Source organism: Streptomyces sp. NPDC051322 (assembly GCF_040689485.1).
Lineage (GTDB): Bacteria > Actinomycetota > Actinomycetes > Streptomycetales > Streptomycetaceae > Streptomyces.
In genome coordinates this window covers 854,747-880,960 of sequence record NZ_JBFBAK010000002.1, presented here as the reverse complement: position 1 = coordinate 880,960, position 26,214 = coordinate 854,747, and the positions used below count along the sequence as shown (strand labels likewise).

The 26,214-nt window shown below is 68.2% G+C and carries 24 protein-coding genes and 2 pseudogenes; 13 read left to right on the top strand and 13 right to left on the bottom strand.

Annotated elements, in window-relative coordinates; genetic code table 11:
* Positions 1-214: 214 nt before the first annotated feature.
* The gene (locus tag AB0436_RS08115) at positions 215-652 is read left to right on the top strand and encodes a VOC family protein (protein WP_366466859.1); all 438 of its coding nucleotides are present in this window, start codon (positions 215-217) and stop codon (positions 650-652) included.
* 295 nt (positions 653-947) lie between these two features.
* On the opposite strand, the gene AB0436_RS08110 is transcribed toward AB0436_RS08115, so the two are convergent.
* Positions 948-1,118 carry a hydrophobic protein gene (locus AB0436_RS08110; protein ID WP_365858843.1) on the bottom strand — a complete coding sequence of 57 codons (171 nt, stop codon included), beginning with the start codon at positions 1,116-1,118 and terminating at the stop codon, positions 948-950.
* A 151-nt stretch (positions 1,119-1,269) separates the two neighbouring features.
* On the opposite strand from AB0436_RS08110, the gene AB0436_RS08105 reads away from it, so the two are divergent.
* The 3 genes from AB0436_RS08105 (at position 1,270) to AB0436_RS08095 (ending at position 4,907) form a co-directional block, all read left to right on the top strand.
* Entirely contained in the window at positions 1,270-1,443 is a 174-nt protein-coding gene (locus AB0436_RS08105; RefSeq protein ID WP_366466858.1) for a CsbD family protein, read from the top strand.
* Positions 1,444-1,756: 313 nt separating this feature from the next.
* Positions 1,757-3,778, top strand: coding sequence for an FxSxx-COOH system tetratricopeptide repeat protein (gene fxsT / locus AB0436_RS08100; protein WP_366466857.1), 2,022 nt, complete (start codon positions 1,757-1,759; stop codon positions 3,776-3,778).
* Positions 3,779-4,370: 592 nt separating this feature from the next.
* Entirely contained in the window at positions 4,371-4,907 is a 537-nt protein-coding gene (locus AB0436_RS08095) for an isochorismatase family cysteine hydrolase (RefSeq protein ID WP_366466856.1), read from the top strand.
* Positions 4,908-5,067: 160 nt separating this feature from the next.
* On the opposite strand, the gene AB0436_RS08090 is transcribed toward AB0436_RS08095, so the two are convergent.
* The 3 genes from AB0436_RS08090 to AB0436_RS08080 all read right to left on the bottom strand — a co-directional run bounded on the left by AB0436_RS08090 (position 5,068) and on the right by AB0436_RS08080 (position 9,371).
* The gene (locus tag AB0436_RS08090; RefSeq protein ID WP_366466914.1) at positions 5,068-5,769 is read right to left on the bottom strand and encodes a restriction endonuclease; all 702 of its coding nucleotides are present in this window, start codon (positions 5,767-5,769) and stop codon (positions 5,068-5,070) included.
* A gap of 159 nt (positions 5,770-5,928) precedes the next feature.
* Entirely contained in the window at positions 5,929-7,368 is a 1,440-nt protein-coding gene (locus AB0436_RS08085) for a protein kinase (RefSeq protein ID WP_366466855.1), read from the bottom strand.
* 482 nt (positions 7,369-7,850) lie between these two features.
* Entirely contained in the window at positions 7,851-9,371 is a 1,521-nt protein-coding gene (locus tag AB0436_RS08080; RefSeq protein WP_366466854.1) for a peptide MFS transporter, read from the bottom strand.
* Positions 9,372-9,831: 460 nt separating this feature from the next.
* Here AB0436_RS08080 and AB0436_RS08075 point away from each other — a divergent pair.
* Positions 9,832-10,787 (top strand): annotated as a pseudogene (locus tag AB0436_RS08075) (Tn3 family transposase).
* Between the two features lie 290 nt (positions 10,788-11,077).
* Here the strand turns inward: AB0436_RS08075 and AB0436_RS08070 are convergent.
* The 3 genes from AB0436_RS08070 to AB0436_RS08060 all read right to left on the bottom strand — a co-directional run bounded on the left by AB0436_RS08070 (position 11,078) and on the right by AB0436_RS08060 (position 13,145).
* On the bottom strand, positions 11,078-11,854 hold the full coding sequence (locus AB0436_RS08070) for an SDR family oxidoreductase (protein ID WP_366466853.1): 777 nt from the start codon (positions 11,852-11,854) through the stop codon (positions 11,078-11,080).
* 150 nt (positions 11,855-12,004) lie between these two features.
* Positions 12,005-12,763 (bottom strand): glucose 1-dehydrogenase, encoded by a 759-nt coding sequence (locus AB0436_RS08065; protein WP_366466852.1) that lies wholly within the window; start codon positions 12,761-12,763, stop codon positions 12,005-12,007.
* Between the two features lie 115 nt (positions 12,764-12,878).
* On the bottom strand, positions 12,879-13,145 hold the full coding sequence (locus tag AB0436_RS08060) for an Atu4866 domain-containing protein (protein ID WP_366466851.1): 267 nt from the start codon (positions 13,143-13,145) through the stop codon (positions 12,879-12,881).
* Between the two features lie 139 nt (positions 13,146-13,284).
* Between AB0436_RS08060 and AB0436_RS08055 the strand changes: the two genes are divergently transcribed.
* From AB0436_RS08055 to AB0436_RS08040, 4 genes and pseudogenes are all read left to right on the top strand, one after another.
* Positions 13,285-14,133, top strand: a complete 849-nt coding sequence (locus tag AB0436_RS08055) for a helix-turn-helix transcriptional regulator (protein ID WP_366466850.1) — start codon at positions 13,285-13,287, stop codon at positions 14,131-14,133.
* 225 nt (positions 14,134-14,358) lie between these two features.
* Positions 14,359-14,796 (top strand): annotated as a pseudogene (locus AB0436_RS08050) (recombinase family protein); the annotation flags it as partial.
* A gap of 351 nt (positions 14,797-15,147) precedes the next feature.
* A complete protein-coding gene (locus AB0436_RS08045) occupies positions 15,148-17,850 on the top strand; it encodes a discoidin domain-containing protein (protein WP_366466913.1) in 2,703 nt (900 codons plus the stop codon).
* Positions 17,851-18,330: 480 nt separating this feature from the next.
* Positions 18,331-18,459, top strand: a complete 129-nt coding sequence (locus AB0436_RS08040; protein ID WP_366466849.1) for a hypothetical protein — start codon at positions 18,331-18,333, stop codon at positions 18,457-18,459.
* A gap of 237 nt (positions 18,460-18,696) precedes the next feature.
* Here AB0436_RS08040 and AB0436_RS08035 read toward each other — a convergent pair whose 3' ends face one another.
* The 3 genes from AB0436_RS08035 to AB0436_RS08025 all read right to left on the bottom strand — a co-directional run bounded on the left by AB0436_RS08035 (position 18,697) and on the right by AB0436_RS08025 (position 21,625).
* Positions 18,697-19,440: a GntR family transcriptional regulator gene (locus tag AB0436_RS08035; protein WP_366466848.1), complete on the bottom strand. Its 744-nt coding sequence runs from the start codon at positions 19,438-19,440 to the stop codon at positions 18,697-18,699.
* Positions 19,441-19,585: 145 nt separating this feature from the next.
* Positions 19,586-20,356: a maleylpyruvate isomerase N-terminal domain-containing protein gene (locus AB0436_RS08030; protein ID WP_366466847.1), complete on the bottom strand. Its 771-nt coding sequence runs from the start codon at positions 20,354-20,356 to the stop codon at positions 19,586-19,588.
* Between the two features lie 132 nt (positions 20,357-20,488).
* Positions 20,489-21,625, bottom strand: a complete 1,137-nt coding sequence (locus tag AB0436_RS08025) for a ferritin-like protein (protein WP_366466846.1) — start codon at positions 21,623-21,625, stop codon at positions 20,489-20,491.
* A gap of 262 nt (positions 21,626-21,887) precedes the next feature.
* Here AB0436_RS08025 and AB0436_RS08020 point away from each other — a divergent pair, with 262 nt between their 5' ends.
* Together AB0436_RS08020 and AB0436_RS08015 are read left to right on the top strand one after the other, a co-directional pair.
* Positions 21,888-22,793, top strand: a complete 906-nt coding sequence (locus AB0436_RS08020; protein ID WP_366466845.1) for a hypothetical protein — start codon at positions 21,888-21,890, stop codon at positions 22,791-22,793.
* A 171-nt stretch (positions 22,794-22,964) separates the two neighbouring features.
* Entirely contained in the window at positions 22,965-23,405 is a 441-nt protein-coding gene (locus tag AB0436_RS08015; protein WP_366466844.1) for a nuclear transport factor 2 family protein, read from the top strand.
* Positions 23,406-23,419: 14 nt separating this feature from the next.
* Here AB0436_RS08015 and AB0436_RS08010 read toward each other — a convergent pair whose 3' ends face one another.
* The 3 genes from AB0436_RS08010 to AB0436_RS08000 all read right to left on the bottom strand — a co-directional run bounded on the left by AB0436_RS08010 (position 23,420) and on the right by AB0436_RS08000 (position 24,507).
* Positions 23,420-23,794 (bottom strand): toxin Doc, encoded by a 375-nt coding sequence (locus tag AB0436_RS08010; protein WP_366466843.1) that lies wholly within the window; start codon positions 23,792-23,794, stop codon positions 23,420-23,422.
* Positions 23,794-24,033 (bottom strand): hypothetical protein, encoded by a 240-nt coding sequence (locus tag AB0436_RS08005; RefSeq protein WP_366466842.1) that lies wholly within the window; start codon positions 24,031-24,033, stop codon positions 23,794-23,796. The genes AB0436_RS08010 and AB0436_RS08005 overlap by 1 nt, the downstream gene beginning before the upstream one ends.
* Positions 24,034-24,135: 102 nt before the next feature.
* Positions 24,136-24,507, bottom strand: coding sequence for an ANTAR domain-containing protein (locus AB0436_RS08000; protein ID WP_366466841.1), 372 nt, complete (start codon positions 24,505-24,507; stop codon positions 24,136-24,138).
* A gap of 349 nt (positions 24,508-24,856) precedes the next feature.
* Between AB0436_RS08000 and AB0436_RS07995 the strand changes: the two genes are divergently transcribed.
* Together AB0436_RS07995 and AB0436_RS07990 are read left to right on the top strand one after the other, a co-directional pair.
* Positions 24,857-25,306, top strand: a complete 450-nt coding sequence (locus tag AB0436_RS07995; RefSeq protein ID WP_366466840.1) for a hypothetical protein — start codon at positions 24,857-24,859, stop codon at positions 25,304-25,306.
* A gap of 132 nt (positions 25,307-25,438) precedes the next feature.
* Complete coding sequence (locus AB0436_RS07990) at positions 25,439-26,167, top strand: ribonuclease BN (protein ID WP_366466912.1); 729 nt, start codon at positions 25,439-25,441, stop codon at positions 26,165-26,167.
* Positions 26,168-26,214 lie beyond the last annotated feature (47 nt).

Sequence of the window (26,214 nt, the reverse complement as noted above, 5' to 3'; positions counted from 1 at the left end):
ACGCAGACGGGCGCGTGGAACCGCACTATCGCCGGGCCACCCCCGGGGCAGCCGTTCTTGCTCCACTGTGTTCTGTTGCATCGAGGCAGTCAGGTGCAGACGTTCACGCAGCTCGTGGGCAGGTCACGGTCGACCTCGACGGTGCCCTGGTACTCGGCTGCGTCCTTGCCGTAAGCACCCGATCGGCCCGGCTCGGCTCGGTAGCATGCAACGCATGGCCATCAAACTTGAGAACGTCGGCATCGCCGTCCGCGACCTCGAAGCAACGATCTCCTTTTTCACCGACCTCGGCCTCACGGTCGTCGGACGTGACACGGTCAGTGGTGAGTGGACCGACACCGCCGTCGGCCTTGATGGCAATCACGCCAACATTGCGATGCTCCAGACGCCGGACGGTCACGGTCGCCTTGAGCTCTTCGAGTACATCCACCCCGAAGCGATCGAGTCGAATCCCACTCGTCCCAACGAGATTGGCATGCATCGCGTCGCCTTCTCAGTCGACGACATCGACAAAGCCCTTGAGACAGCCGCAAAGCACGGATGCCGTCCGCTTCGCGGTGTGGCGACCTATGAGGACGTCTACAAGCTCACGTACGTCCGCGGTCCCAGCGGCATCCTTGTGATGCTCGCCGAGGAGCTGAAGAGGAACTGACGGCTGATCGGGTCCATTGGCTTCGCGCATACACAAGCTGCCCTTCCCTCAACTGGCCATGGCCCAGCTGCCGAAGCAGTACCGGCGAGGGCGACTGACCCTGATCCGCACGTATTCCGCCGGCGGCACTCACGATGTTGCGGAGCCCACCCGATTGCAGCGGAGCCCCGTCGAGAAGGCGGTCCCTCGCGGCGAGGGTCGTCTCGCGGGCCGGGTCTGCGTCAAGGCCTGACGGAGAACGCAGGGTGGGGTGATCCGGCAGTGCCGGATCACCCCACTACGGATCGGATTCTGTCTACCAGCGGTACCAGCGGCCACGCTTGCCGCCGCCGCTCGTGGGACGGATGACAAAGCCGAGTAGCCAGACCACAAGCACGATCACGGCTATCCACCACAGGGCCTTGAGCGCGAAGCCGGCACCGAAGAGGATCAGGGCGAGGAGGAGAACAAGAATGATGGGAAGCATGACCAGCCAGATGCCCCGAACCCTTCGATCCACTCCCCCAACGTTTGCAGCTTTGATGACAGCGCGGGTTCGACGGCACGATGTTTGGACGTCGTGAGGGCGGTCAGGCGGTGGTTGTTCCTGAAGTCGACCACAGCAAGGTGTGAGTGACATGGCTGCCAACGAGAAGTCCCATGCCAAGACCGAGCAGGCCAAGGGCAAGGTCAAGGAAGCCGCCGGCCGCACCGTGGGCAACGAACGCCTCACCGCAGAAGGCCGCATCGACCAGGTCAAGGGTGACGCCCGCGAAGCCAAGGAAAAGGCGAACGACGCCTTCAAACACTGATCCCTCACCCACCCCGTGAACGCTCCCCGGACCGCGCGGGGCGTGTGGCCCGGCCCCGTGCCGGGCCACACGCATGCCTCCACCGGCCCGATCGCAGCCGGGCCGCCGGACCTCCAGTTACAGCCGTGGCGGCGGTTGGCCTCGCCGACACGTCTGCGGTGTCGCGTCCACGCGCCTTTTCGCGACTGCACGGAGCGCCGTCGGCGTCGGCGTCGGCCAATCGCCCCTCGCACGAGGCGACTTCTCAGCTACGATCGCGTCGGCTTTGGTCGTCGCGGTCGTCGCGGTCGCCGTCGTGACCGGAGAGGGAGCCATGTTGCGGAGGCTGATCGGCTCGGTGATCGGTCTGCTCGTGTTGTTCGTCGGCAGTCTCGCCTTCAACGCCGCCTCCGGGCAGAGCCGCTGGCCCGGGGTGCTCGACTTCGTCCGCGTCCACCCGTGGGTGGTGCTCCTGCTCCTGGTCCCGCTCGCATTGGTCGAGCTGCGGCCGGATCAGCGCGGTGGCCGCACACCGCGCCCGACGGCACCCGCGACGTACCGGCTTCCGCCGCGCAACACCCACTTCACCGGCCGCGACACCAACCTGCGGGAGCTGCGACGGCGCCTCACCTCGGCGGGCGACCTCGCCATCCAGGCCGTGCACGGGCTGGGCGGCGTGGGCAAGACGCAGCTCGCGGTCGAGTACGCGTACCGCTACCTGGCGAAGTACCGGTTCGTCGCGTTCGTCGACGCAGAGGACCCCGACCTGGTGGCGTCGCAATTCACGTCGCTGGCCAGGGAGCTGGGGCTGGTGGAGGTGGGATCGGAGCAGGTCGTTGCGGGCGTGTACGGCGAGTTGCGGGACCGCAGGCCCTGGCTCATCATCTTCGACAACGGGGAGAAGCCGGGCATGCTCACGCACGCACTGCCGTCGGGAGACCTGGCAAGGAACGGCCATGTCATCGTCACGACCAGGGTGAGCGGATGGTCGGGCAGAGCCGGCGTGCTGGACCTGGAGGTGTTCACCAGGAAGGAGTCGGTGGAGCTGCTGGTCCGAAGGGTGCCCGGTACTACCGTAGAGACAGCGGACCGGATCGCGGAGCAACTGGGAGATCTGCCTCTCGCGTTGGAGCAGGCAGCCGGCTACATGGGCTACAACCAGACGGCGCCCGAGGAGTACCTGGTGCTGCTGACGTCGCGGTTGGAGGACATGCTCTCGAGGGGTGAGCTGGCCGATCGACCGGCGGTGGTCGTCACGACCCTGTGGCAGCTCAGTGTCCGGAGACTGGAGCGGGAGCAGCCCCAGGCAGTGCGGCTGCTGGAGCTGTGCGCCCTGTTGGCGCCGGAGCCGATCCCGCTGGACCTGTTCACCGGCGCCCCGGAACGTCTGCTCACGGCGGCGGCCGACCCGCTGGCGTGGGACACGACGGTCGGTGCCCTGGCCGGCCTGGGTCTCGCACGGCGCGAAGGCCCCTGCCTGGTACTGCACCGGCTGGTCCAGGCAGCGATCCGCGCCGCGATGACGGACGACGGGCTCGCGACCGTTCGGATTTTGTTGTGCCGTGCGCTCTTGGCGGCCGTGCCGCACGACATCCATGGCGACCCCAACGCACGGCCGCGGTGGCACGGGCTGCTCCCGCACGTGCTGGCCGTGACCAAGGACGACCCACCGGCCGGGTGTGCCGCGGAGGCCGCGGTGCTGCTGCGGCTGGCCTCGGAGTTCCTCCTGCAGATCGGTGACCGCGGGGTGGCGCTGCCGCTGTGCGAACGTGCCCTCGCGCTCGACGAGGCGCTTGGGGGTCGGGAAGCGGAGGTCGGCTTCGACCTGATCACCCTGGCGCAGATCCACCGGGACCTCGGCATGCCGGAGACGGCACGCCCGTTGGCGGAGCGCGCGCTGCGCCTGCACGAGTCCTGCCTGCCGGCGGGGAGCCCCGCCATCGCGACGGACCTGGCGACGCTTGCCCGGACGCTGTGCCTTCTCGGCGAGCACCAGGCGGCGTTGCCGCTGGCCGAGCGGGCGTTGCACATCGACGAGGCCGCGTACGGGCCGGACAACCCCTATGTGAGCTTCGACCTGATCGCTCTCGCCACCGTTCACGCAGACCTCGGCGACCACGCCACAGCAGTGCGCTTGATCTCACGGGCGCTGCGGATTCGTGAGGCTCTCTACGCGCCGGACCACCTGTACATCGGGTACGCCCTGCTATTCAAAGCCGAAGTCCTGCACGCATTGAGCGACCCGTCCGCGATCATCCCCGCTCGCCGGGGGGCACACATCCTGCACACGCAACTCGGCAGGACCCACCCCAAAACCGAGGACGCCCTCGCGCTGGTGGACCGGCTGAAACGGTGACCCGCCAGGGGCGGGAAGACCTTCAGTGCCCGGCCGGCACGCCCAGCACACCGCAGAGGCGGAGGTCCTGGCCCTCGCGCCGGTCCGACTCCCCCGAACACGGTGAGCGGCCTCGAACAGCGATGGTCAGCCGGAGCCCTGGGCGGCAAGAAGGTCGGAGCCCGCTGTGTGCTGCTGGAGGGGGCTTGCGGTGGCCAGGCCGGCCGCGAGGCCGGGAAGATCGTCGAGGAGCACGCTTGTGGCCCCGGGGATGTACCCTACGGCGTACTCCGCGCGCGTTCGTATGTCCACCGTGACCGGGGCCTTGCGGCAAGTTCCCCAGCGCGCAATATGTTGAGAGTGGCAAGGAGAGAGTTCTCCTTGCCTTTCCCTTTGGGCAAGGCCCGAACATATGGAGCGCGCCGCCGTCTCCCAGAGGTCGTAGCGCCACACGAGTGCTGGGCCATTGCCGGGCCGCTGGTCCCCCGTCGAGGGTGCGGGTATCGATGTTCTCGGCACGCAGGGCCTCCACACTTGGGCGTACGGCCCCCAGGGGCGGCACCTGCCGGAGTGGCCGACGTGCAGTCAGCTTGCAGGCTGACATCATGTCCCCATGGGGAAAAGCGCTCTCATCGTGATTGACATGATCAACACCTACGATCATCCCGACGCGGAGCTTCTCATCCCGTCCGCGCGCGCGGCGTTGCCACAGATCGTCCGGCTCCTGGAGCGAGCGCACACCCAGGGTGTGCCGGTCATCTATGTCAACGACAATTTCGGTGAATGGCGCTCTCATCACGGGGAGCTCGTCGAAGCCGCCCTGGCGGGACCGGAACCCGAACTCGTTCGACCTGTGCAGCCGGGCGAGGACTCGCTGTTCGTGGTCAAGGTCAGACATTCGATCTTTTACGAAACTCCTCTCAGCTACCTGCTGTCCCGGCTCGGTGTGGACCATGTGGTTCTTACCGGCCAGGTGACCGAACAGTGCGTGTTGTACTCGGCTCTGGACGCGCACATCCGCCATCTGCGTGTGACAGTCCCCGACGACGCCGTGGCCCATATCCACGACGATCTCGCCCGGGCAGCACTGGTCATGATGGAGCGGAACATGCACGTGGCCGTGACCACAACCGAGAAGATCGAGTTCTAGCCCTTTCGTTGCCGTCCTGCCACTCGCACAGCGCGGCGGACGGCACGCGAACCCACGAGAGGGCACCCCTCGTGAACGCCGGCAACGACACCTTCACCGGCAAGGTCACCTTCGTGACCGGAGCTACTCCCGGCGTCGGCCGAAGTATGAGTGGGCGACGTCAGACGGTGAATTCGTCCAAGACAGTGCCCACCTGGTCCGAGCCGAGCTCGTCCACCATCGAGGGCCCCCAGGGCGCCGGCCCCGAGCCCTTTGCCCAAGCGGCGAGACAAGCGCCGTCCACGCACCGGATACCGGATGCCGCGGCGTACTCCCGGGCCGGTTCCGTGAACTGGCTGGTTGTCACGACTGCGGCGAGCTGGGCTCCGTGAATCGTCCAGCAGGTGCCGCCGAAACGCTGGAGGTCCTGGGAGCCCACCTTGTGCGTAGGGCCGTACAGCTTGCACTGCACGACGACGCGCCGGCCGTCGGGGGCGATCGCCACGACATCAGCACCAAGATCACCGGCGCCGCCGACAACCTCGACCTCGCGGCAGCCGTCTCGCTCGCACAACGCGGCGACGGCGGCCTCGAAGCCCTCCGGGTCGAGGACCGGAAAGTCGGGGGCGGCCGTGTCGCTGCTCTGAGCTGTCTCGGCGAATTCACGATCGGCCTGAGCCATCCCTGCGCGGGCAGCGCGGCGCAGCTCCCGGGCCCTCGGCATCGCACGGAACAGGATGTAGAGCACGGGAATGGCGAGCAGCCCCAGGAGTACGGCAGCGAGCGGATGCTCCCCGGCCCAGTGAGCGAAGCGCCAGAAAAGGAGCGCGGCGGCGCCGAGCAGGGCACCGACCAGCGCGAGGGCGACAACCGGCCCGGGCAGCGATCCCGCTGCTCTGGGGCAGCCCGCGGCACTCCTGCTCTTCCGTATCAGCACTGAGCCTCCTCCACATCGTCACGAACCTCTGTGAAGGACGTGTGCCCCGAACACCGCAATCCATGATCAACAGACAAGGCCGGCATCACGCCTGATCCCTCTGCGTTATTCGCTTTCCCTTGACCCGGCCCTCTTCTGAGGTTTTTCATCCTTGCCGGACCGTTTGCCGTGGCTCTGCGTCCCGGGCTTGGTATGCATTGCCGTATCGGACCTACCCTTGGCCCGACTGGACGGTTTGCCGCCCGCGGTGGAGTGTGACGGTGGTGCTGCAGTGCCGGGTACGGCTCTGTCGGTGACTGGCTCCCGGCTCGGGAGCGCCGAGGCAGGGCTGCTTCTCTGATCGAGAGCGGGGTCACGGACCTGCGCGGCGACGGCATCGCGGGTGGAGGACGTCGGAGCCGCAGGTCCCGCCTCGTTCCTATCAGCGGGCGTGCCTGGAGGGTCGGCTTTTGCGGAGGGGCTGCTCGTGGCCCGTGTCGTTCTGTCACCATTTCCTTGGGGCGAAACGCCGTCGGAGACGGCGACAGTGGCGGCGACGACAGCGGCGAGCACGACGGCTCCACCGGCGACCGCCATGCGTGCACGTGCGGGCGCGGACTTCGGCGCGGCTGCGCCTGCGGCGTGCGACGGAAGCGGGTGTGTGAGGTCGGCCTGCGCCGGCGCCTCTCTGGGAACCATGCTCGTGACGTGGGCCGAGGATGGAACGGACTCGCAAGGGGCCGTGCCCGCCAGGGCGATCAGTGTCCGAGCGCAGTCGGGCGCCGGTGGGCGGGCCCCAGCCTCCATGGCGTTCATATCCCGCAGCAGAGCCACAAGCTCTTCCGGCAGGAAGCTGGGCAGTTCGGGCCGCCGGTGGAGTCGCGCGATCGCGGCCTCCAGGGGACCACCGTCGTATTCGAGCCTGCCTGTGACGCATTCGAGGAGTACCAGCCCGAGGGCGTAGATATCGGCGGGCGGGCCGACGGACTGGCCGAGCACCTGCTCGGGGGACAGGTAGGCGGCCGTGCCGAGGAGTGTGCCGGTAGCTGTGCGAGTGGTGGCGTCGAGCACCCGGGAGATGCCGAAATCGGTCAGGTGAGGGTGGCCGGACGTATCCAGGATGATGTTCGAGGGCTTGACGTCGCGGTGAACGACCCCTGCCTCATGCGCGTGGGACAGAGCCTGGGCGATGCCGGCACCCAGTGCGGCGGTCTCACCGGAAGCCAGTGGACCCGCGGCGATGCGCTCTTTCAGAGTAGGGCCTTCGATCAGCTGCATGACCAGGTAGGCGCGGCCGTTGTGCCGTCCGGCATCGTAGACGGTGACCAGGCCGGGATGCTGCAACCGGGCAAGGATCATCGCCTCGTTGTGGAAGCGTTCCTCCATGTCGATATCTGCGCCGGCGCGGAAGACCTTGACTGCCACCGGCCGTTTCAGACGTAGGTCGAAACCCCGGTGGACGTCGCCGGCGCCACCCGAGCCGATGACCGCGTCCAGGCGATATCGCCCGGCCAGCACCTCCGCGGAATACCGGGACAGTGTCAAAGCCGACTGGCCGAACCTCATGCCATCTCCCACTGCTGCAACGGGTACTACATGCATGCGCGCTTCATCAGACGGTCGCTCGACACGTGTACCCGTGAAGGGCTGGAGTAGCCCCATAACGGTTCTCCGCGCCAAGTGACTGACGACCGGAATCGAACCTGCGGCGACCACCACAGCCCGGCAAGCCGAACAACAGCCGCCCAGGCACCAACGTGAAAGGGGCGCAGACCCCGGCATCCGGCTGACACAGTGATCTAGTGTGAGTCGGTAATACCGTCAACAAGCGGACATAGGCTCCCGGTGGGAATCTCCCCGCTACTGCCGGGCATACGATGCGCGCGTTCGCCGTCGACGCTCGCCGCCAGCTTTGACGCGCGGGGCGTGTGGCCCGGCCCCCGTGCCGGGCCACACCCATGCCCCCACCGGACCGATCGCAGCCGGGCCGCAGCCAGAACCGGACGTCTGCCGGTCGAACGTTTCGTATCGGGCCGTCCGGTCGGCGGTCACCCGGTCGAGGTGCGGATGCGGCGCTGTACGGCGGGGACGGCGGCCAGCAAGACCAGGCCCACCACGGCGCTCGCACCGCCGATCACCCCGAAGTACGTGGCCGCGTGGTCGCGGTCGTAGAGCTGCACCACTTGGGCGGAAATCCCCTGCGCCGCGGCGTTCGAGGCGAGCCACAGGCCCATCGTCTGGGTGACGAACGCTGGAGGGGCCAGTTGCGTGGTCACGGAGAGACCGACCGGCGACAGCAGGATCTCGCCGACCGTGACGACTGCGAAACTCGCGAACAGCCACAACGGGTTGCTCCTGGTGGACTGGAGCGCCGGATAGACCAGCAGGACGTAACTGAGCCCCGCGAACACCAGCCCCAGGCCGAACTTGGCCGGGGCGGGTGGCTGGCGGCTTCCCAGCCGGACCCACAGCACGGCGAAGCACGGGGTGAGGCAGATCAGTACCAGAGAGCCGGTGGACTGGAACCAGGACGACGGCACGGTGAAGCCCAGCGCCCCGAGATCGGTGCTGCGGTCCGCGTACAGCGCGAGGACGCTGGCGCCCTGCTCCTGGATGAACCAGAAGAAGACCGCCGCGACGAACAGCGGGATGTAGGCGCGAACTCCGGCGCGTTCGCGGTGCGTCGTACGCCTGCTGCGCAGCATCACCGTGAAGTAGCCCACCGGGAGGGCGACGGCCAGCACGCTGATGCCGTCCACGACGGCACCGGCGGTGAGGGTGCCGGTGAGCGCCGCCGCGGCCAGCAGGGCCGTCAGGGCGGTGAGAACGGCCGCTGCGGTGAGGACCCGCGCGGGCCTGATGGCCGACGGGTGCAGCGGGTTGCTGGGGCGCAGGTCCACGGGGCTGAGCCGGTGTCCGCCCCGGACGTAGACGACCAGCCCGGCCGCCATGCCGACGGCGGCGAGTCCGAAGCCGAGGTGATAGTCGTAGCGCTGGCCGAGGGTGCCCACCAGCAGCGGAGCAAGCACCGCGCCGACACTGATCCCCATGTAGTAGAGGCTGAAACCGGCGTCGCGGCGGGGGTCGTCCTTGGCGTAGAGGTTGCCGACCGATGTGGAGACATTCGGTTTCAGCAGCCCGGTGCCCAGGACGATGAGCGCCATGGAGGCGTAGAGGGCGCCACGTCCCGCGGGCAGGGCCAGACAGATGTGGCCGAGCATGATGAGCGCGCCCCCGTACAGCGTGGCGCGGCGGGCCCCCAGGAGCCGGTCGCTGAGCCAGCCGCCGGCTATCGCGGCCAGATAGATCGACGCACCGTACACGGCGATCAGCGAAGCCGCCGTGGAGGGAGCGATTCCGAGCCCTCCCTCGGTGGCCCGGTCGTACATGTAATAGAGCAGGATCGCTTTCATGCCGTAGTACGAGAAGCGTTCCCACGCCTCCGTCGCGAAGAGAGTGGCCAGCCCCCGGGGGTGGCCGAAGAAGCCTCGCTCCCCGGCCGGCCCGTCCGTCCCTCCCCCCTGCTCGGGCGGGCCGGCCGGCAGCGTCCGGTCGCCATCCCCCGCCACCCCCGGCCCCTCTGCCGCTCCGGGTCCCTCAGGCCGGTCCTTCGATGCCCCACTCATACTCACTGCCTCCAGGCGGGTCGACTGACGCATCGACTGCCCCGGGCAGGGCTGTCCACCCGCGCGGCCGAACTTCCTTCCACCGGAAGCGCGAAGTCACGCGGACAGCGACGGGCCGACCCAGTCGACCCGGGCAGCAGCCAGGCACGGGCAGCCGAAGCAGTGCTCGGGTGAGCCCGCCGGGAACAGGAAACCCGGGCCTCGTGCTTCCGACGCACAACTTGACCGCTCATCTCCGGACTCCCGCACCGCAACGCAGGTGACCGGAGGTGAACGGCGAGGCCCGGCGTGCGGAGATCAGGGATCTCCTGCAGGTCCGCGTGGAGTTGGCCCGTACAGACTGATGCCGTGAGAACGGCGAGCCCGCCGAAGCCGTACGTGTAGTCAGGTTCGGCACGGGCCGATCGCCGTCGACACACTTCGGGCCGCCGTCACCAGGCTGGTGAACGCCACCTTCGCCGTTCGCGACACCGCATGGTGGGGCCGCGGCACCGCGTGCGCGTCGGACTCGAAGAAGTTCGGATCCTGGTCCTCGAACTTCATGACCGAGTACCACGCCCGCTACGGCGGCAACGGCCGTGATGATCCACTGGCACGTCGAGCGGAAGAACGTCTGCATCTACTCCCAGCTCAAGAGCTGTTCGTCGTCCGAGGTCTCCGCGATGATCGAGGGCCTCCTGCAACACTGCACCGACGCCGAGGTCGAGTTGAACAACGTCGACACCCACGGCGCGAGCGTCGTCGGGTTCGCCTTCACCGAACTGCTCAACTTCCGCCTGCTGCCGAGGCTGAAGAACATCGGCAGCATCCGCCTGTACCGCCCGGAGGACACCCCGCCCAGCTGGCCGGCGCTCGGCGCTTCACTGACAAGGCCGATCCGCTGGGAGCTGATCGAGCAGCAATACGACCAGATGGTGAACTACGCGACTGCGCGCCAGCTCGGAACGGCGGAGGCAGAGCAGGTGCTGCGTCGCTTCACCCGGGGTGGCCCCAAGCACTCCACCTACCAGGCACTCGAAGAACTCGGCCGGGCCGTGCGCGCGATCTTCGCGTGCGACTACCTGGCCAGTCCCGGCCTGCGCCGCGAGATCCGCGGCGGGCTCCAGGGTGTGGAGAACTGGAACAGTGCTCCACTACGGCAAGGACAGCGCCCTGACGGGCCCCGACAAAGAGCACGCCGAGACGTCAATGCTCGCCCTGCACCTGCTCCAGCCCGCGCTCGTGCACGTCAACACCCTGCTGGTGCAGCAGGTCCTGGCCGAACCGGCGTGGGCGAAGAAGCTGACCGACGAGGACCGGCGCAGCCTGACCGCGCTGTTCTGGTCCAACGTCAACCCGTACGGGCATCCTCCGCCTTGACATGGGCCAGCGCCTCGACCCGGCCTCAGCCGCAGCAGCCGTGCCCCGCCCCCGCACAGCGGCGGATACGGCCGATCGGTCGGCTGCGCAGACGCGATAGCGGAAAAACTGTCCGCGATACCGCCGGTAGTTGTCCCAGTCGTGGAGTGCTGTAGCCGGCGGCTACGGTCAGCGCGCCTGACTATGCCGCTGCGCGACTCGGGCACCTCCCGGTTACATCATCCGGTGGAAGTGCCGACGACCAGGGCCTGCGGGCCGTGGTCGCCAGATATGTGCTGTCTGACGCGTCGCTAGAGCGCGGTGAAACCGCCGTCAGCGGCGACCTCGGCTCCCGTGACGAAACTGGAGCGGGGCGAGACAAGGAAGCACAGGACTTCGGCGATCTCCTCGGGCTGCGCCACACGTCCCAGTGGCTGCGCGGCGGCGAAGGACGCCAGGTAGGCGCGGCTGTCGGGACGGATCGTGTCGAGGAAGTCCGTCTCGATGACGCCCGCGGCCACGAGGTTGGCGCGGATGCCCAGCGGGCCACCCTCGACGGCGAGCACCTTGGTCAGTTGGGCCAGAGCGCCCTTCGACGCACTGTAGGCGACGCCTTCGGGCAGGGCGACGGTGGAGGCGTACGAGCCGGTGCTGACGATGGCGCCGCCGCCGCGGCTCTTCATGGCCCGGAATGCCTCGCGGGCCATGAAGAAGGAGCCGCGGGCGTTGACCGCCATCACGGTGTCCCAGTCCTCGGCCGTGGTTTCGGTGACGGGCTTGTTCTGGGTGCGCCCGGCATTGTTCACGAGGATGTCCAGTCCGCCGAAGGCGTCCAGGGCCGTTGCCACCGTGCGGTGGGCGGTCTCCTCCCGGGTGATGTCACCGTGTGTCGCGACGACGCCGGGAAACTCCTCCGCCAGCTTCGTGACGTCGGGGCGGAGGTCGAGAGCGACGACCCGGGCGCCGCGGGCGTGGAGGAGCGCCACGGTCTCCCGGCCCACCCCTCGCGCGGCTCCAGTGACGAGGGCGATCTTCCTGGCGAACTCGGTGGATTCGGATGTTACGGCGGATGCGGTTGCAGGTGTCATGATGCGGTCCCTGGAGAAGGTGAGTGTGAGTGCGGGCGCCGGTGCAGGGCACCTGAAGTGCTTGTGCAGTGGTGCGGTGCGCGGACCGGGTGGGCCGCGCCGTTGACGCATTCACGGCAGGCCCACCTGGACGTCGTACGGCTGGGTTGTTCAGTGCGCGGTGAGCCCGCCGTCGACCACCAGCTCCGAGCCAGTGACGAACGAGGAGTCGTCGCAGGCCAGGAAGAGGATCCCGGGTGCGATCTCGTCGGCGCGGCCGGCTCGGCGCATGGGGGTGCGTTGGATGTCCGGCTGCTGGTCGCCCTCATCGTCCAGGAGTTCCTGGATCATCGGCGTGGCGATCACCCCGGGATGCACCGAGTTGATCCGTACTCCCTGCCGGGCGTACTCGACCGCGGCGGTCTTGCTCAACAGGCGCACGGCCCCCTTGGACGCCTGGTAGGCCGCAGCCGCACCGCTTCCTACCAGACCGAGTACTGACGACGTATTGATCACCGACGCGTTTCCGCTCGCACGCAGGAGCGGCAACGCCGCCTTCATGCCGAGCCATGTGCCTTTCTGGTTCACGTCGATGACACGGTCCCATGCCTCTTCCCGCGTGTCCTCGATACCTGGCCATTCCAGGATGCCGGCGAGGTTCACGAGCACGTCCAGCGTTCCGAACCGGTCGCGTACGACGGTGATCACTTCGTCCCACTCCCGCGCGGAGGAGACATCGAGGCGAGCAGCGACGACCTCCGCGCCGCGTGCCCCGATCCGGAGGGACAGGTCCCGCAGGGGGCCTTCGGCGATATCGGTGATCACTAGCCGGGCGCCTTCGCGGGCGAAGAGTTCGGCGGTCGCTGTGCCGAGGCCGCCGGTCGCGCCCGTGATCAGCGCGACCTTGCCGTCAAGTCGTTGTCCTGTCATGGATATGGTCCTTGATTCTCGTTGCTGCTGGCTGGCTGACTGTTGCGTCGGGACTTCTTGGTCCGCCGACGGCGGATTCGCCCCCGGTGCCCAGGGCGGCCGTGGCCCGGCCTCTCTACGACGACTTCTGCTCCCGGTAGAGCACGAGGTGATCGTGATAGAGCGCTCCGTCCCGGATGCCGCCCGTGGCGGTGAACCCGGTGTCGTCGACGTAGTCCAGGTGGCTGCCGGTCACCGTGTACCGGCCGGTGTACGCGCTGCGCCGCTCGCCGCGGGCTTCGTCGTAGCGGCCGTCCGGCAGCAGCTCCTGACGGATGTGACCATCCGCGGTCACCCACATCCCGACCACGTCGACGTGGTCACCCTCAACGGTCCCGGCCATGGCGGACTCCTCTCCTCGAATGGTGTGGTCCTTCCCGCTCCACCGAGTCTGGGCAGGTCAGCGGCCATCAACCAGGACGCGTGCTGCCTGGGTGTGGCACACCCAGGCAGCGCACCGGGCCGCCGCCTAGCCTGAACACATGGACAAAAACCACCTGGGAGACTTCCTGCGCGCACGCCGCGACGGCCTGCGGCCGGAGGACGTCGGCATGGCGAGCTACGGGGCCCGCAGAGTCGCCGGACTGCGCCGCGAGGAGGTCGCCGTCCTGGCCGGAGTGAACGCCGACTACTACACCCGCCTGGAACAAGGCCGCGAGCGCAACCCCTCACCCCAAGTGGTCGACGCGCTCAGCCGCGCGCTGCGCCTCGACGCGGACGCACGCGCGCACTTGTACCGGCTGACCGGGGCCACGCCGAACGACCAGCCCTCCGTCCACTCCGCCGAGCGGGTCAGCCCTTCGCTGCGACAGCTGATGGACGGCTACCCGAACACTCCAGCGTTCGTCATGAGCCGGACCCTGGACCTCCTCGCCGTCAACGCCCTGGCCGATGCCCTCTACGCCCCGTTCGAGCCGGCGGACAACTTGGCCCGCATGACCTTCCTCGACCCCGCGGGCCGCAACTTCTACACGGACTGGGACCGGGCAGCACAGGCCACCGTCGCCAACCTTCGCGAGGCAACCGGATTCGACCCGGACAACCCGCGGCTGCGCGAACTCGTCCGCACCCTCACTGAGCACAGCGCGGACTTCACCCACCTCTGGAACGCCCACACCGTGCGCGGCAAGACCCAGGACGCCAAACACTTCCTCCACCCGGACGTCGGCCCCCTCACCCTCACCTACCAGGCTTTCGACGTACGCGACGCCCCCGGCCAGCAGCTCGTCATCTACCACGCCGAACCAGGCAGCCCCAGTGCCCAGTCCCTCAATCTGCTCGGTTCCATCCACGCCACCCGGCGCCGGCCCGCCCCCCGGCCCCACCGCTGATCAGCCGACGGAACATGGAGATAGGTCGGCAATAGTGCCCGGTCGATTTCGCCCCCGCGTGTTTCATTGGTGGTCGCTCGTGAAACACCCGACCGGGCAGTCGCCCACGTGCGGCGACCATGTTTCATGAGTTGTTGCAAACGACTAGACGTCTGAAACACCCGCATGTAACGGTCCGCGGTCGTGAGCCACGACTTCAAGCGCGTGGAATCGCAACCCTGCCCGATGTCCACCTGCGCCGCCCCCGCGGGCTCTCCGTGCCGGACCGGCAAGGGCAAGGTGGCGATCCAGTACCACACCGCCCGCTTCCGCCTGGTGCCCCAACTCGCCAAGGCCCTAAGCGTGCAGACCCCCGCCGCACGCAAGCCGGGCTCGGCGTGGACCGAAGTGCCCCGGCCCGGGCGCACCGGCGCCGAACCGGTCGGACACGTCCGCCTCGGCTACGCCCGCGCATCGACCGCCCGGCAGTACCTCGACGCCCAGCTCGACTCGCTCGGCGAGGCCGGGGTCACCCGGGTCTTCTCGGAGAAGGTCTCCACCCGTGCGACCAAGCGACCGGAGTTGGAGGCCGCCGTGAAGCTCGCCGGGGAGATCCGCTCCTCCGGTGTCGCCGTCACCCTCGTCGTGCACGAGCACAAGCGGCTCGGCCGCGGCATCGAACTCGCCATGCTCGCTGAGGACTGTGCTGGATACGTCAGGATCAGCGTGCCCTGGGGTGCCTCGATGCCTTCGCTGGCGGTGTTCATGGAGGCAACAGCCAGGGGGCCGGGGCCGGGGTGCGCGCAGTGGGTCAGTTATGGGTGGCTGCACGTACTGCTCTGCCCCGGGGGCCATGTCTCCGGTCAGTCCGGCCCAAGCCGACCACAAGGAACAGCTCAGTCAGTCGCTGGTGGTGAAGGCCGGGCACAACGTCTTCGCTTCTTGAATTCATTGCGCAGGTCATTGACGGGCTTCGTTCATAACTTTATCGTCGCTGCGACCTTCACAGTGACCCTCGCGATCCACCGGAGAACGATGAAGCACCCCCCACACACCGCACGGCTGTTCGCCTTTCTCCTCGCGGGTGTCCTCACCGCTGCTCTCCCCTCGGCCGCGCCGGCCGGAGCACATCCCTCAGCGGCTACCGCCGCCAGTGCCCCGGGCTCGTCCGGCGGCGGTAGCTGGCAACTGACGTCCACGCACATCGATCCGAAGGACAACGCACACGCCTACGTCGGCAACGGCTACCTCGGGCAGCGCATCCCGCCGAACGGCTCCGGGTACGCCACCACCAACGAGACCCGCACCGGCTGGCCGCTGTACACCCCTGGCTACGACGGGGCCTATGTCGCCGGGCTGTACGCCCACAACCCCAAAACCACCGAGAACCGCCAGGTCGCGGCCGCCATCCCGACCTGGACGCCGCTCACGGTGAGCACCGGTGGCAAACACGCGGAGACGTTCACCTCCGGGACTTCCGCGGGTCGGATCTCGCACTATCGGCAAACGCTCGATATGCGGCACGGCCTGGTGCACACGTCCCTGACCTGGACAGCTACCGACGGCCGCGCCACCGACCTCGTTTACGACGTGATCGCCGACCGCACCGAGGCGCACGTCGGTGCCGTCCGGCTACGGATGTCCCCGCACTGGAACGGGGATGCCAGGGTCACCGACCTCATCGACGGGCGCGGCGCCCGCCGCATCGCACAGACGGGCGGAGGGGCACGACCGGACGGCCGGACCATGGACGTCGCGTTCCGTGCGGATGGCACCAAGACTGCTGGCGCCGTTGCCTCATCTCTGCGTACCGGCAAGGGAGTTCGTACAAGGAGTGAACAGCCTGCAACTTCTGCCAGGAAGCTGAGTTCCCACCAGTCCGTCCAGTTCCCCGTACACAACGGCCGTTCCTACGAGCTCACCAAGTACGTCGGCGTCGACACCGCGCTGACCTCGAAGGATCCCGAGCGGACTGCCGTTGCCGCCTCGCAGCGTGCCGCACGCCGCGGCTGGCCGGCCCTCGCCGCCGCGCACACCGCCGCCTGGGACAGGCTCTGGCGCAGCGACATCGAGGTGGCCGGCGGCGGCGGCCTGCAGTCCTGGGTGCGCTCTGCCGAGTACGGGCTGTTGTCCAACACCCGGCGCGGTTCCTCCGACAGCATCTCGCCCACCGGCCTGACCAGCGACAACTACGCCGGACTGAAGTTCTGGGACGCCGAGACCTGGATGTTCCCGAGCCTGCTGGCCGCCCACCCCGACCTCGCCAAGTCCGTCGTGGACTACCGCTACCGCACCCGTGCGGGCGCCCGCTCCAACGCGAAGAAGCTCGGCTACCCCGGCCTCTTCTACCCGTGGACCAGTGCGAGCAAGGGCAACCTCTGGACCGAGTGCCACAGTTGGGACCCGCCGCACTGCAAGACCCAGAACCACCTCCAGAGCGACATCTCCCTCGCCACCTGGCAGTACTACCTGGCCACCAAGGACACCAACTGGCTGCGTACCCGCGGCTGGCCCGTCATCGAGGGCATCGCGCAATTCTGGGCCGGCCGCGTCACGCACAACAGCGACGACAGCTACTCCATCAAGAACGTCGCCGGTCCCGACGAGTACAGCAACGGCGTCAACGACGGTGTCTTCACCAACGCCGGTGCGGCCACCGCCCTGCGTACCGCCACCCACGTCGCCCAGTTGCTCGGCAAACAGGCCCCCGCGAGCTGGACGACGATCGCGGACAAGCTGCGCATCCCCTACGACGCGAAGAAGCAGGTCTTCCAGCAGTACGACGGCTACAAGGGCTCTGACATCAAGCAGGCCGACACGGTGCTGCTGATGTACCCGCTGGAGTGGCCCATGTCGAAGCGCGCAGCAACCAACACCCTCGACTACTACGCCGCTCGCACCGACCCCGACGGCCCGGCCATGACCGACTCGGTGCACGCCATCGACGCGGCCTCCATCGGCGAGCCCGGCTGTGCCACCTACACGTATCTGATGCGCGCCATCAAGCCGTTCGTTCGCGGCCCGTTCGACGTCTTCTCGGAGGCGCGGGGCGACAAGGCAGGCGCCTCGGACCCGCTGTCCGGCTCCCCGGCCCAGGACTTCGTGACCGGCCAGGGCGGCTTCCTGCAGACCTTCACCAACGGCTTGACCGGGCAGCGGCTACGCGAGGACCGGGTGCACCTCGACCCGGTGCTGCCGCCGCAGCTGAGTCAGGGCGTGAAGCTCAAGGGCCTGCGCTGGCAGGGCCGGACGTATGACATCGCGATCGGCGCGCACGAGACCACGGTGCGGCTGACGCACGGTGCGCCCTTCGAGGTGGAGGGCCCGCAGGGCTCGCAGGTCGTCAGCGCCTCCGCACCCGCAGTCCTCAAAACCCGGCGGCCCGACCAGGTGCCGACCGACAACATGGCCCGGTGCCGTACGGCTCAGGCGAGTTCGGAGCAGCCGGGTCAGTACGCGGATGCCGCACTCGACGGCAGCACGGCAACCGCCTGGGTGCCCGACGGCGCGGACGGCACCCTGACCGCCGACCTCGGCCGCATCGCTCACATCTCCGGTATCACCCCGCACTGGACCGACCAGCGCCCCGCCTCGTACCGGATCAGCACGTCGGTGGACGGGAAGCACTGGCGGGCCGCGACAGGGCAGGCCGCGACAGCACGGTACGTGCGGGTGTCCGTGCACGCGGCTGACGCGAAAAAGCCGGTCGGGGTGGCGGAGTTGGTGGTGCGGCGCTGAAAAAGGGCGGCCGTGACTCCAAAGCTGTCGTCGATCGCCGGAGGGCTGATCTCAGCTCCTCCGGCGATCGAGGGCATGTCGCTTTGTCGTCAGCGCCTCGGGCCAGTCGTTCGGGACCGACACCGTGTGTTCCGCGCATGCGGAGCGGTCGGTACCGGAGGCGCCTCGTGAACGCGAGCCCTGGTCCGACGGCTCGTGCTGCCTGATAAGAGCGCGGAGCACGCTGCGGCGACCGTGCGCTGGGTGAAGTCAAGCGGCGAGCGTGCTGCCGGGAGGCCCGGAGAACGGCGCGGCTGGGCCGCCGGATGCCGAGGATACGCGTCGTGCACATCAAGGCGGGGTGAGTCCTCCGGCACTCCATTCCGGTGAGTTCACCGCCCATAGAAGACACTTCGCCCGTGCACGATCGTTTATCCGGGCATGCGACACATCACGCGCGCAGCCGCGACTCTGGCAAGCTCCGCCGTCATCCTCACGACCATGGCCGCCACATCTGCTTCCGCCGCACCTCTCCCGGGCGGCGGCGTCGGCCAGGGCCTTCCCCTCCTGTCCGCCCTCCTCGCCTTCGTCCGGCGAACTTTCCTGGTGCTGCCGTCCTACATCTCCTGAACCCACGCCACCCGGCGCGAGTACCGATCTGTTCGTGACAGACCCTGTAACGCCGCGCAGTCCGGGTGCGGAGATTAGCCGCGCCCCCGGGCCTTCCCGGTAACGCGCCGGGGCGCGGTCCGCTCGGCTACTTCTGCCGCAATCACTTCGTTCCCGTCTCCAACGGTCTACTCGCTCGCCGAGTTGAACGAGATGCATCCACCCGGTTGCGGGAGCCGTAGCGAAGACGTCCGGGTGTCAGTGCGCCACGACCGTCATCTCGAACGAATAGCGTGAGGCCCGGTAGACGTGAGAGCCGTATTCGACCGGCTTGCCGGAACCATCGTAGGCGGTGCGGGTCATGGTCAGCAGGGTGGCGCCGCGGGACTCCTCGAGCAGCTTTGCCTCGGCGGCCGTCGCCCGGCGGGCGCCGATGGTCTGTTCCGCGGTGCTCAGGCGGATACCGGACTGGCGCAGGAGCTGGTACAGGCCGCCGTCGGCCAGCGCTTCCGCGGTCAGCTCGGTCAGGTCTGCTGGCAGATAGTTGCGCATGAGCGCGATCGGCTGGTCGTCGGCGAACCGCAGACGTTCGATCGCCAGCACCGGCCCGCCCGCCTTCACGCAGAGCGCGGCAGCAACGCCCTCCTCGGCCGGCATCGTGTCGATGGACAGCACCTTCGTGCGTGGATGCCGCGCCTCGCGCTCCAGGTCCTCGTAGAGGCTGGTGAACTCGACCTGACGTCGTATGCGGTTGGTGACGACCTCGGTGCCCACCCCGCGCTTGCGGGCCAACAGTCCCTTGTCGACGAGGTGCTGCATGGCCTGGCGCATGGTCGGGCGGGACAGCCCGAACTGGTCCGCCATGGCGATCTCGTTGTTCAGCCGGGTCCCTGGCGGCAGATCGCCGATCTCGATGAGGTGCTGCAGCTGCTGGGCGAACTGGAAATACAGGGGGACCGGGCTGTTCCGGTCGATGGTGATCTTCTTGGTGAGCGGTTCCACGTCACCCTCCTGCGGGCTGCTGCCTAGACACGCCAGTATGCCTCAGACCCGTTAAGCTCCGTACGTCAGTATGTCATGACAATGTCTTGATTCATGGCGCGGCAGAGGATGGAGGATGGAAGGCAACGGGCTGTTCGTCGTCGCTTCAGTAGCCGCTGAGCAGGGTCCGCACAGCGCGAAGGTTTTCCGGTCCCGCGTCGCTGTGCCAGCGTGAGGGATCTGCTGGGCGCCGCCCCCAGAGGAGGAGGGTACGCACTGCGGCGTCACTCTCGATGGTGGCGGGACCCTCGGGCGCCGTGAAACGGATACTGGTGCCGTCCGCGTCGGCCGTGACCAGGATGTCGTCGGTCCCGGGGACGCGCAAACGTCCCTCGATGCTGCCGTCGGCATCGAGTTCCAGAGCGGCGGAACCCCGGCGCAGGAGCGGTGGGCCGACTTCCTTCACGCTGTGTTCGGTCATCCACGGCTCGGTGAGCGCCTGCACCGCGGTGCTGTCGTCGCCGGTCATGTCCCAGCGGTGCAGCACCAGTTCTTCCCGCATGTGTTCGGCGAAGAAGGCCGGCTTCACCACACGCCCTGTCCAGATCACCTCGGTGTCCGGTGACAGGTCATGCACCGCAGCCTCGGCGACGTCGACGAGCTGTTCGCACCGCACAGTGAACGCTGACCACAGCTCGGAGTCGGACAGCGCCCGGTAAGGGACCTCGCGGTCGAATCCCCGGGTTTCGACCGGTGCGCCGGCCATGTGGGCGGCAAGCACCCGGGCCAACTCCTCCGCGTTTCCCGTCTGGTGGACGAGGACATCGCGTACTGTCCACGCCTCGCACCAGGTGCCGTCATCCGGCCTCCGCGCTTGCACAGCGTGCACGAAGGGATCCAGTTCCGGAAGGAGATCGTTGACGCGGGCAGCAACCATGTCTGGCGGAGTATCCAAAGGACCAGGAACGCAAACGACCACCGGAATGTGTCCCTCGAACGGCGTCCATCCCGACCCGGCGCCAATCCGCCTGCGCTGTCCGAATCCGGAATTGATGAGACCACTTGATGATCAAAGCAATGGGAGAAACTGAGGCCCATAGGTTCCGGGGGCGTCGGGGTTTTCGATTTCCATGAGCTCGAGGGCAGGATCCTCCATCCCGTGCATGGCATGTACGGCCACGCGAAGGGCGCGGGGGTCGCCGCCGGCCCAGGCCGTTTCGAGGTTCGACAACACAGCCATGAAGGTCGCATCGAAGTGGTCGAGGAGCTTGCGCACCCGCGCCGGCGGGCTCGGCCAACCGCCGATGGGGACCCTTCCCATGGGACGAACCTCGGGAAAGGGTAGGGGTTCGCCGGTGAACTCCCACGTTCGACCGACTTTTCGCAGACGCCGCCCGTGGTAGATCTCGCCGAAGGCGTAGTAGTGGGCCGGCTGGTCGTCGTCGAACTGCTCGGCAGGTGAACTGACGGTGCCCTCCCCTTGCTCCTTGATGATGTCGATGGCCTGTTCGACGGCGCTGAGGCTGTCGATCGGTTTCAGGACGTCCGAGCCGATGCGCTCCGAGAGCTGGCCCCGTGTCGACAATTCCGGTGCCAGCGTGCGGAAAGCCGTCAGCAGCGCGGTGTAGAAGTCGCCGACAGTCGAGGAGGAGTCCCGGGCTTGGGTGAGCGGGTCTTCGGGAGCTTCGATCGCCATCATCACGTCGTGCACGTAGGACTTGGTAAGGCCCGATAGATACACGGTCACTTCAGGGCGTACGCCGCCCGGCAGTGGACCGGGATAGGAGGCCAGCGCCTCCTTGATCCGTGGCCGTCCGCCCACGGCCACCAGCAGGTTGCAGACGACACCCAGGTGATACATTTCGTCGCCGACAATGCGTCGGATAAGCCGTGCCGCCTCGGATTTGCGGTCGATGATGGACCACCAGCCGCACAGGTACGGCGGAATCGTGGCCAACTCCAGCTCCACGGCATGCTGAAGGCTCTGCCGGAGCCAGTCGAGGTCGCGACGGCGCTCGGGAATGCTCAGCAGGCGGGCTACACACCCGTAGTCGATGTCATCCTGCGGCCCGGCCTTCTGCGCTGCTGCGGCCGGCCCGGCAAGGGAGACGGGGGCGGCGGCAGCCAGGGCCGCCGAAGCCAGGAAGCTCCGCCGTTTGAATGGGGAGACACTCGGCATGTCCGGGTCTCCAGTCGTATCAGCCACCGTTGCCTCCATCCCTGCCTCGAACCCGCCCTCGGCTCGAGAGCCCTGAGCCCTTCGAAGGCTCGTGAAGCTAGCAGCGATCATGGCGCGCCCGGCGGCACGCCAGCCGCGCGGCGCAACCATCACCCTGTCGGCCCCGCACAGCCTTCGGCCCGACCGCGGCAGAGAACCTGGGCCGGCATCGGCTCCGGCGGACGCGCCGCTACATAAGCTATAAAAATGTACGCATACTCCCGCATAGCCTTCGATGGAGAGGGTGCTGGTGGACTTCGACGCCGTCGCCGACGAGCTGTACGGGCTACTTCCGGATGACTTCACCGTCACCCGCAACGAACGTGCCCGGGAGGCCCGGGAAGCCGGCGATCGGTCATTGGCACGGCAGATCAGCGAGCTGCGTCGTCCGAGCCTCTCAGCCTGGGCCAGCAACCTCCTCGTTCGCGAGCATCCCGAGGAGGTCGAGCCGCTTGTTCAGCTGGGAGCGGGGCTGCGTCAGGCGCATCAGGACCTCGACGGCGAACAGCTGCGTGAGCTGTCGGGTCAGCAGCGGAGCCTGGTCAGCGCTCTGTCACGGCAGGCCGGACAGCTTGCAGGGGAGGCCGGTCATCGCATCAGTGAGGACGCCCAACGGGAGGTCGAGGATACGCTGCACGCCGTGCTCGCCGACCCTCAGGCGGCTCGTGACTGGGCGAAAGGCCGGCTCACGAAGCCGCTCGACGCCACCCTGAGCTTCGCCGCCGCCGCAGAGGTATCGCCGGACTCCGGCCGGTCCCCCGGGCGTTCTGGGAAGCCATCGGCGACGGCCGGCCGCGCTGCCCGCCGGCAGACCACGGCCACGGCGGAAAAGCAGCGGCGCAGACGGTTCGCCGAGGCCCGCCGCGAGGCCGAGGATGCCGAGCGCGAGCTCCTGGCGTGCCGGAACGAGGCAGCGACGGCGGATCGCGAGGCGGAAAGGGCCGGCGTGCGTGTGACCGAATGCCGGCAGCGCGTCGTCGAACTTTCCGACGAGCTCAAGAAGGCTGAGGAGCAGCACCGTCGGTCACGCGACGGTGAGCGGGAAGCCCGCGACCGGGCGCGAGCCCGTGGCCGGGAGGTGCGGGAGGCGAAGAGGCGCGCCGAAGCGGCCGCGGCGCACGTCGAGAGCTTGGCGGAGCCGGGAGGTGACGGGTAGCACCTCGCCGCCACGGCATGCCTTTTTGGGGCCGGATGCGCCGTCACTGGTGCGAGTGACAGCGCACCCAGCGCAGAGGCGGGCACGTCACCTCACATTCCGGGGCGCTGCGTCGTCGGACTGCTGAACGCACAGACGCGTACACCGGCTTCGGTGACAAGGAGAAAATCGATGAGTGACTTCCAGGCCATCGCTGACCGCGTCGAGATCGAGGCGCTGCGCGGCGAGTTCACCGATGCGGCGATGATGCGTGACCGCGCCCGTCTCGCGTCGCTGTTCACGCCGGACGGCGCGTTGCGGATGCCCAACGTCCCGGTCGAGCTGGTCGGCCGGGAGGAGATCCGCGTCGGGGGCGAGCGGCTGCAGAGCCAGTGGGACTTCTTCGTGCAGAACACGCACCCGGGCATCATCCAGCTTGACGGCGACACCGCGACCGGCCGTACGTACATCCAGGAACTCGCGCGCACCCGTGACGGCCGTCAGGGGCTGAACTACGCCATTTATCATGACCGCTACCGGCGCACCACGGACGGCTGGAAGTTCACCGAGCGGGTTTACGAGGTCAGGTACCTCGACACCACTCCCCTGGCAGGCTCGGCGCCCCGTTCCTAGGGGCTGCCCGCCGGTCAGACGCGCCAGGCACGGATCCGGTCGGCCGACTGGTAGACGGTGGCCTTGCCGGCCTGGATGTCCCGGACGAGTTCGACCAGGGCGCCGTAGGGCGGGTCGATGCCGTCGCCGGAGGCGTGCATGTAGGCGACGGAGACCTGGCAGGCGAAGAGCGCATTCCGGTACGGCAGGGGTTGCAGGCATACGAGAGTGTGCAGGAGGGCCGCCGCTCGCCAGGCCGGGTCGGGGTCGGCGGTGGTCGGGCGCGGGATGCGGGTCTTGTGGCGAGCGACGGCCGCGACGAGAGCCGAGTAATCGGCGATGGAGACGTCCTCGGGGACAGCTTCTTCCTGGACATCGAGGAGCCAGGGAATGTCGATATGCAGCACCATCAGGCGGCTTCGGCCCCTCGCTGTCCGGCGGACGGAGGTACCTCGTCGGGGAAGGCGGCGTCGAACTCCTCCCGGTGCTGCTCGCCCCAGGAGACGGCGTAGCGGGCGAACTGCCTGCGCTGCTGTTCGCGCAGCGGCAGGTCGTGGACGAACTGCTTGAGGGACTTGCCCTCGGCGGCCGCGGCGGCGCGGACCTCGTGCAGTTCCTCGTCGGTGAAGGTGATGTTCAGGGACGGCATGACCCCATGGTACCTAGTAGGTACCAAACCTTCCAGGGAGCCCTCGCAGCGGACCGCCGCGCCGGAGACCACGGTCCGCCGGCGGGGCGGTCGACGGCCGGGTCACTGCCGGCCGCCGGTGCGCAGCCGACGGAGGGCCCCGGTCAGTGCGTCGCCGACCGGGCAGGGCATGGACTCGCCGGTGGCGGTCGCTACCAGGGCCTCGGCGACGTCCCGGAGCTTGGTGTTGCTGTGCTGGGAAACCTCGACCAGTACCTCCCACGCCGTCTGTGAGGAGCACGGTCCGAGGACCATCACCATGCCGCGGGCCTGGTCTATCACCGGGCGGGTCTTCATCGCCTGCCGCAACTGACCCACCTCCGCACGCAGCTGATCGAGCTCCGCACACCACGCTGCCTCTCCCGGCGTACCGTGGGGTTGCTGCGCGGGGGCTGCGTCGTGCGGGTCGCGGGCGTGGTCGAAGGCAGTACTCATTTCCGTCTGTCCCCGGGTGGTAGCGCGATCGTCCTTTCAGCTCAGAGCCTTCATCGGGAAGCCGGAAGCGACCTCCCGCAGCTTCTGATGGTGGACCCCTGAGGCCCTCGAATTCAACCGCTACCCGCACTCGGTGCCGCCATGCACGGGAAGCGGCGCCGGGGGCTGTTTCGGCCAACCCCCGGCGCCTGCGCCAGGCGACGTCGCTCCGCGCTGCCCGACGACTTACCAGTCGGTTCCCCGGCCAAACGTGTGGACTCGGTGCGGATGCGCCGGCGTCCTCCCCCATGCGGCACTCGTCGGGCGCGATTACGGTGAAAAAAGGGGATGGCGTCCGAGGAGGATTTGTATGGGCCTGCATACCCTGACCCGGCAACTGCCGCTGAGGATTCCGCTCGGGGCTTTCTTCCTGAATTCCGGGCTTTCCAAGCGTGGCGCGGACCGGCCCACGGCCGAAGGGCTGCACGGGTTCGCCTGCACCGCTTACCCGTTCCTGAAGAAGCTCGATGCACAGCCGTTCGTCCGGCTGTTGTCGGCGGGAGAGATCCTGCTCGGCGCGGCGCTGTTGGTGCCTGTGGTTCCGGCGGCCGTCGCCGGAGCGGGCGTGTCGGCGTTCTCGCTCGGCACGATGGGGCTGTATCTGCGCGTCCCCGGCGTGCGGGAAGAAGGCAGTCTGCGCCCCACGCAGGAGGGGCTGCCCCTCGCGAAGGACGTGTGGATGCTCGGCATCGGGCTCTCCTTGATGCTGGACGATCTGATCGAGCGCTGTCGGCACCGTCTGCTGATGTCGGGCAGCTGAATGTCGCCACACTTCTACCGGTGGTGAATCCACGTGGGTTTCTGGCGCCGGCAGATCGGCCGTGTCCGCCGCGGATTGCGGGCGGGACGGTTCTTGGAGCGGGGGAACGAGCTGGAACTGCTGCACCGCTCCATGGGATTCGCGGCACTCGGTCTGGTGACCCTTGCCCCGCTGCTGATCGTGGTCGCGGCGGCGGATCCGTTCCGCCGCCGCGGCTTCGCCATGTGGATCGTCGACGGCATGGGCTTGTCCGGGCATTCCGCACGCGCTGTCCAGGAGCTCTTTGCCTCGCCGCGGCAGGTGATCAGTACGACGGGGCTTGTCAGCGTGGTCGCACTCGCCGTCTTCGGGCTGACCTTCGCGGCGAGCGTCCAGACCGGGTACGAGAAATCATGGGGTCTGTCCGTCGGACCCTGGCACCGCCTCTGGCGGCAGGCGGTCTGGTTGGCGGCGCTCATCGCCTTTCTGTATGTCGCGGTGCAGACCCGGGATGTGCTGTCCGGAGCGTTCCGTGTGGTGGCGGCCCTGGCGGTCGGCACCGCTTTCTTCTGGGGCGGGCAGCATTTCCTGCTCGGGGCGCGTGTGCCCTGGCGGTCCCTGCTGCCCGGAGCCGTGGCGACCGTGGTCGGTCTGGTCGGTCTCCGGGTCGTCTCCGGCCTGGTCTTCGTGCCGCTCATCGTGTCGAGCGCTGTCAGCTACGGACCTGTCGGCACCGTGCTCATGATCGAATGCTGGCTGGTCGGCGTGGGATACGTCATCTTCGGCGGAGCACTGCTCGGCCGCCACTTCCACCGCTCCGCGTCCGCCGAACGGTGCAACGCAGCGCGTAGCAAGGACGGTGGGCCGGGAACCCCGGCTTGAGCGTTTGCCGGACAACGTTTGCCGGACGACGAGACTCGGGAGTGCAG

Bases quoted from the DNA above. Each gene is read 5' to 3' on its own strand.
- AB0436_RS08115 (WP_366466859.1), top strand. From the start codon at position 215: ATGGCCATCAAACTTGAGAACGTCGGCATCGCCGTCCGCGACCTCGAA.
- AB0436_RS08110 (WP_365858843.1), bottom strand. From the start codon at position 1,118: ATGCTTCCCATCATTCTTGTTCTCCTCCTCGCCCTGATCCTCTTCGGT.
- AB0436_RS08105 (WP_366466858.1), top strand. From the start codon at position 1,270: ATGGCTGCCAACGAGAAGTCCCATGCCAAGACCGAGCAGGCCAAGGGC.
- fxsT (WP_366466857.1), top strand. From the start codon at position 1,757: ATGTTGCGGAGGCTGATCGGCTCGGTGATCGGTCTGCTCGTGTTGTTC.
- AB0436_RS08095 (WP_366466856.1), top strand. From the start codon at position 4,371: ATGGGGAAAAGCGCTCTCATCGTGATTGACATGATCAACACCTACGAT.
- AB0436_RS08085 (WP_366466855.1), bottom strand. From the start codon at position 7,368: ATGAGGTTCGGCCAGTCGGCTTTGACACTGTCCCGGTATTCCGCGGAG.
- AB0436_RS08070 (WP_366466853.1), bottom strand. From the start codon at position 11,854: ATGACACCTGCAACCGCATCCGCCGTAACATCCGAATCCACCGAGTTC.
- AB0436_RS08065 (WP_366466852.1), bottom strand. From the start codon at position 12,763: ATGACAGGACAACGACTTGACGGCAAGGTCGCGCTGATCACGGGCGCG.
- AB0436_RS08060 (WP_366466851.1), bottom strand. From the start codon at position 13,145: ATGGCCGGGACCGTTGAGGGTGACCACGTCGACGTGGTCGGGATGTGG.
- AB0436_RS08055 (WP_366466850.1), top strand. From the start codon at position 13,285: ATGGACAAAAACCACCTGGGAGACTTCCTGCGCGCACGCCGCGACGGC.
- AB0436_RS08045 (WP_366466913.1), top strand. From the start codon at position 15,148: ATGAAGCACCCCCCACACACCGCACGGCTGTTCGCCTTTCTCCTCGCG.
- AB0436_RS08040 (WP_366466849.1), top strand. From the start codon at position 18,331: ATGGCCGCCACATCTGCTTCCGCCGCACCTCTCCCGGGCGGCGGCGTC.
- AB0436_RS08030 (WP_366466847.1), bottom strand. From the start codon at position 20,356: ATGGTTGCTGCCCGCGTCAACGATCTCCTTCCGGAACTGGATCCCTTC.
- AB0436_RS08015 (WP_366466844.1), top strand. From the start codon at position 22,965: ATGAGTGACTTCCAGGCCATCGCTGACCGCGTCGAGATCGAGGCGCTG.
- AB0436_RS08010 (WP_366466843.1), bottom strand. From the start codon at position 23,794: ATGGTGCTGCATATCGACATTCCCTGGCTCCTCGATGTCCAGGAAGAA.
- AB0436_RS08005 (WP_366466842.1), bottom strand. From the start codon at position 24,033: ATGCCGTCCCTGAACATCACCTTCACCGACGAGGAACTGCACGAGGTC.
- AB0436_RS08000 (WP_366466841.1), bottom strand. From the start codon at position 24,507: ATGAGTACTGCCTTCGACCACGCCCGCGACCCGCACGACGCAGCCCCC.
- AB0436_RS07995 (WP_366466840.1), top strand. From the start codon at position 24,857: ATGGGCCTGCATACCCTGACCCGGCAACTGCCGCTGAGGATTCCGCTC.
- AB0436_RS07990 (WP_366466912.1), top strand. From the start codon at position 25,439: ATGGGATTCGCGGCACTCGGTCTGGTGACCCTTGCCCCGCTGCTGATC.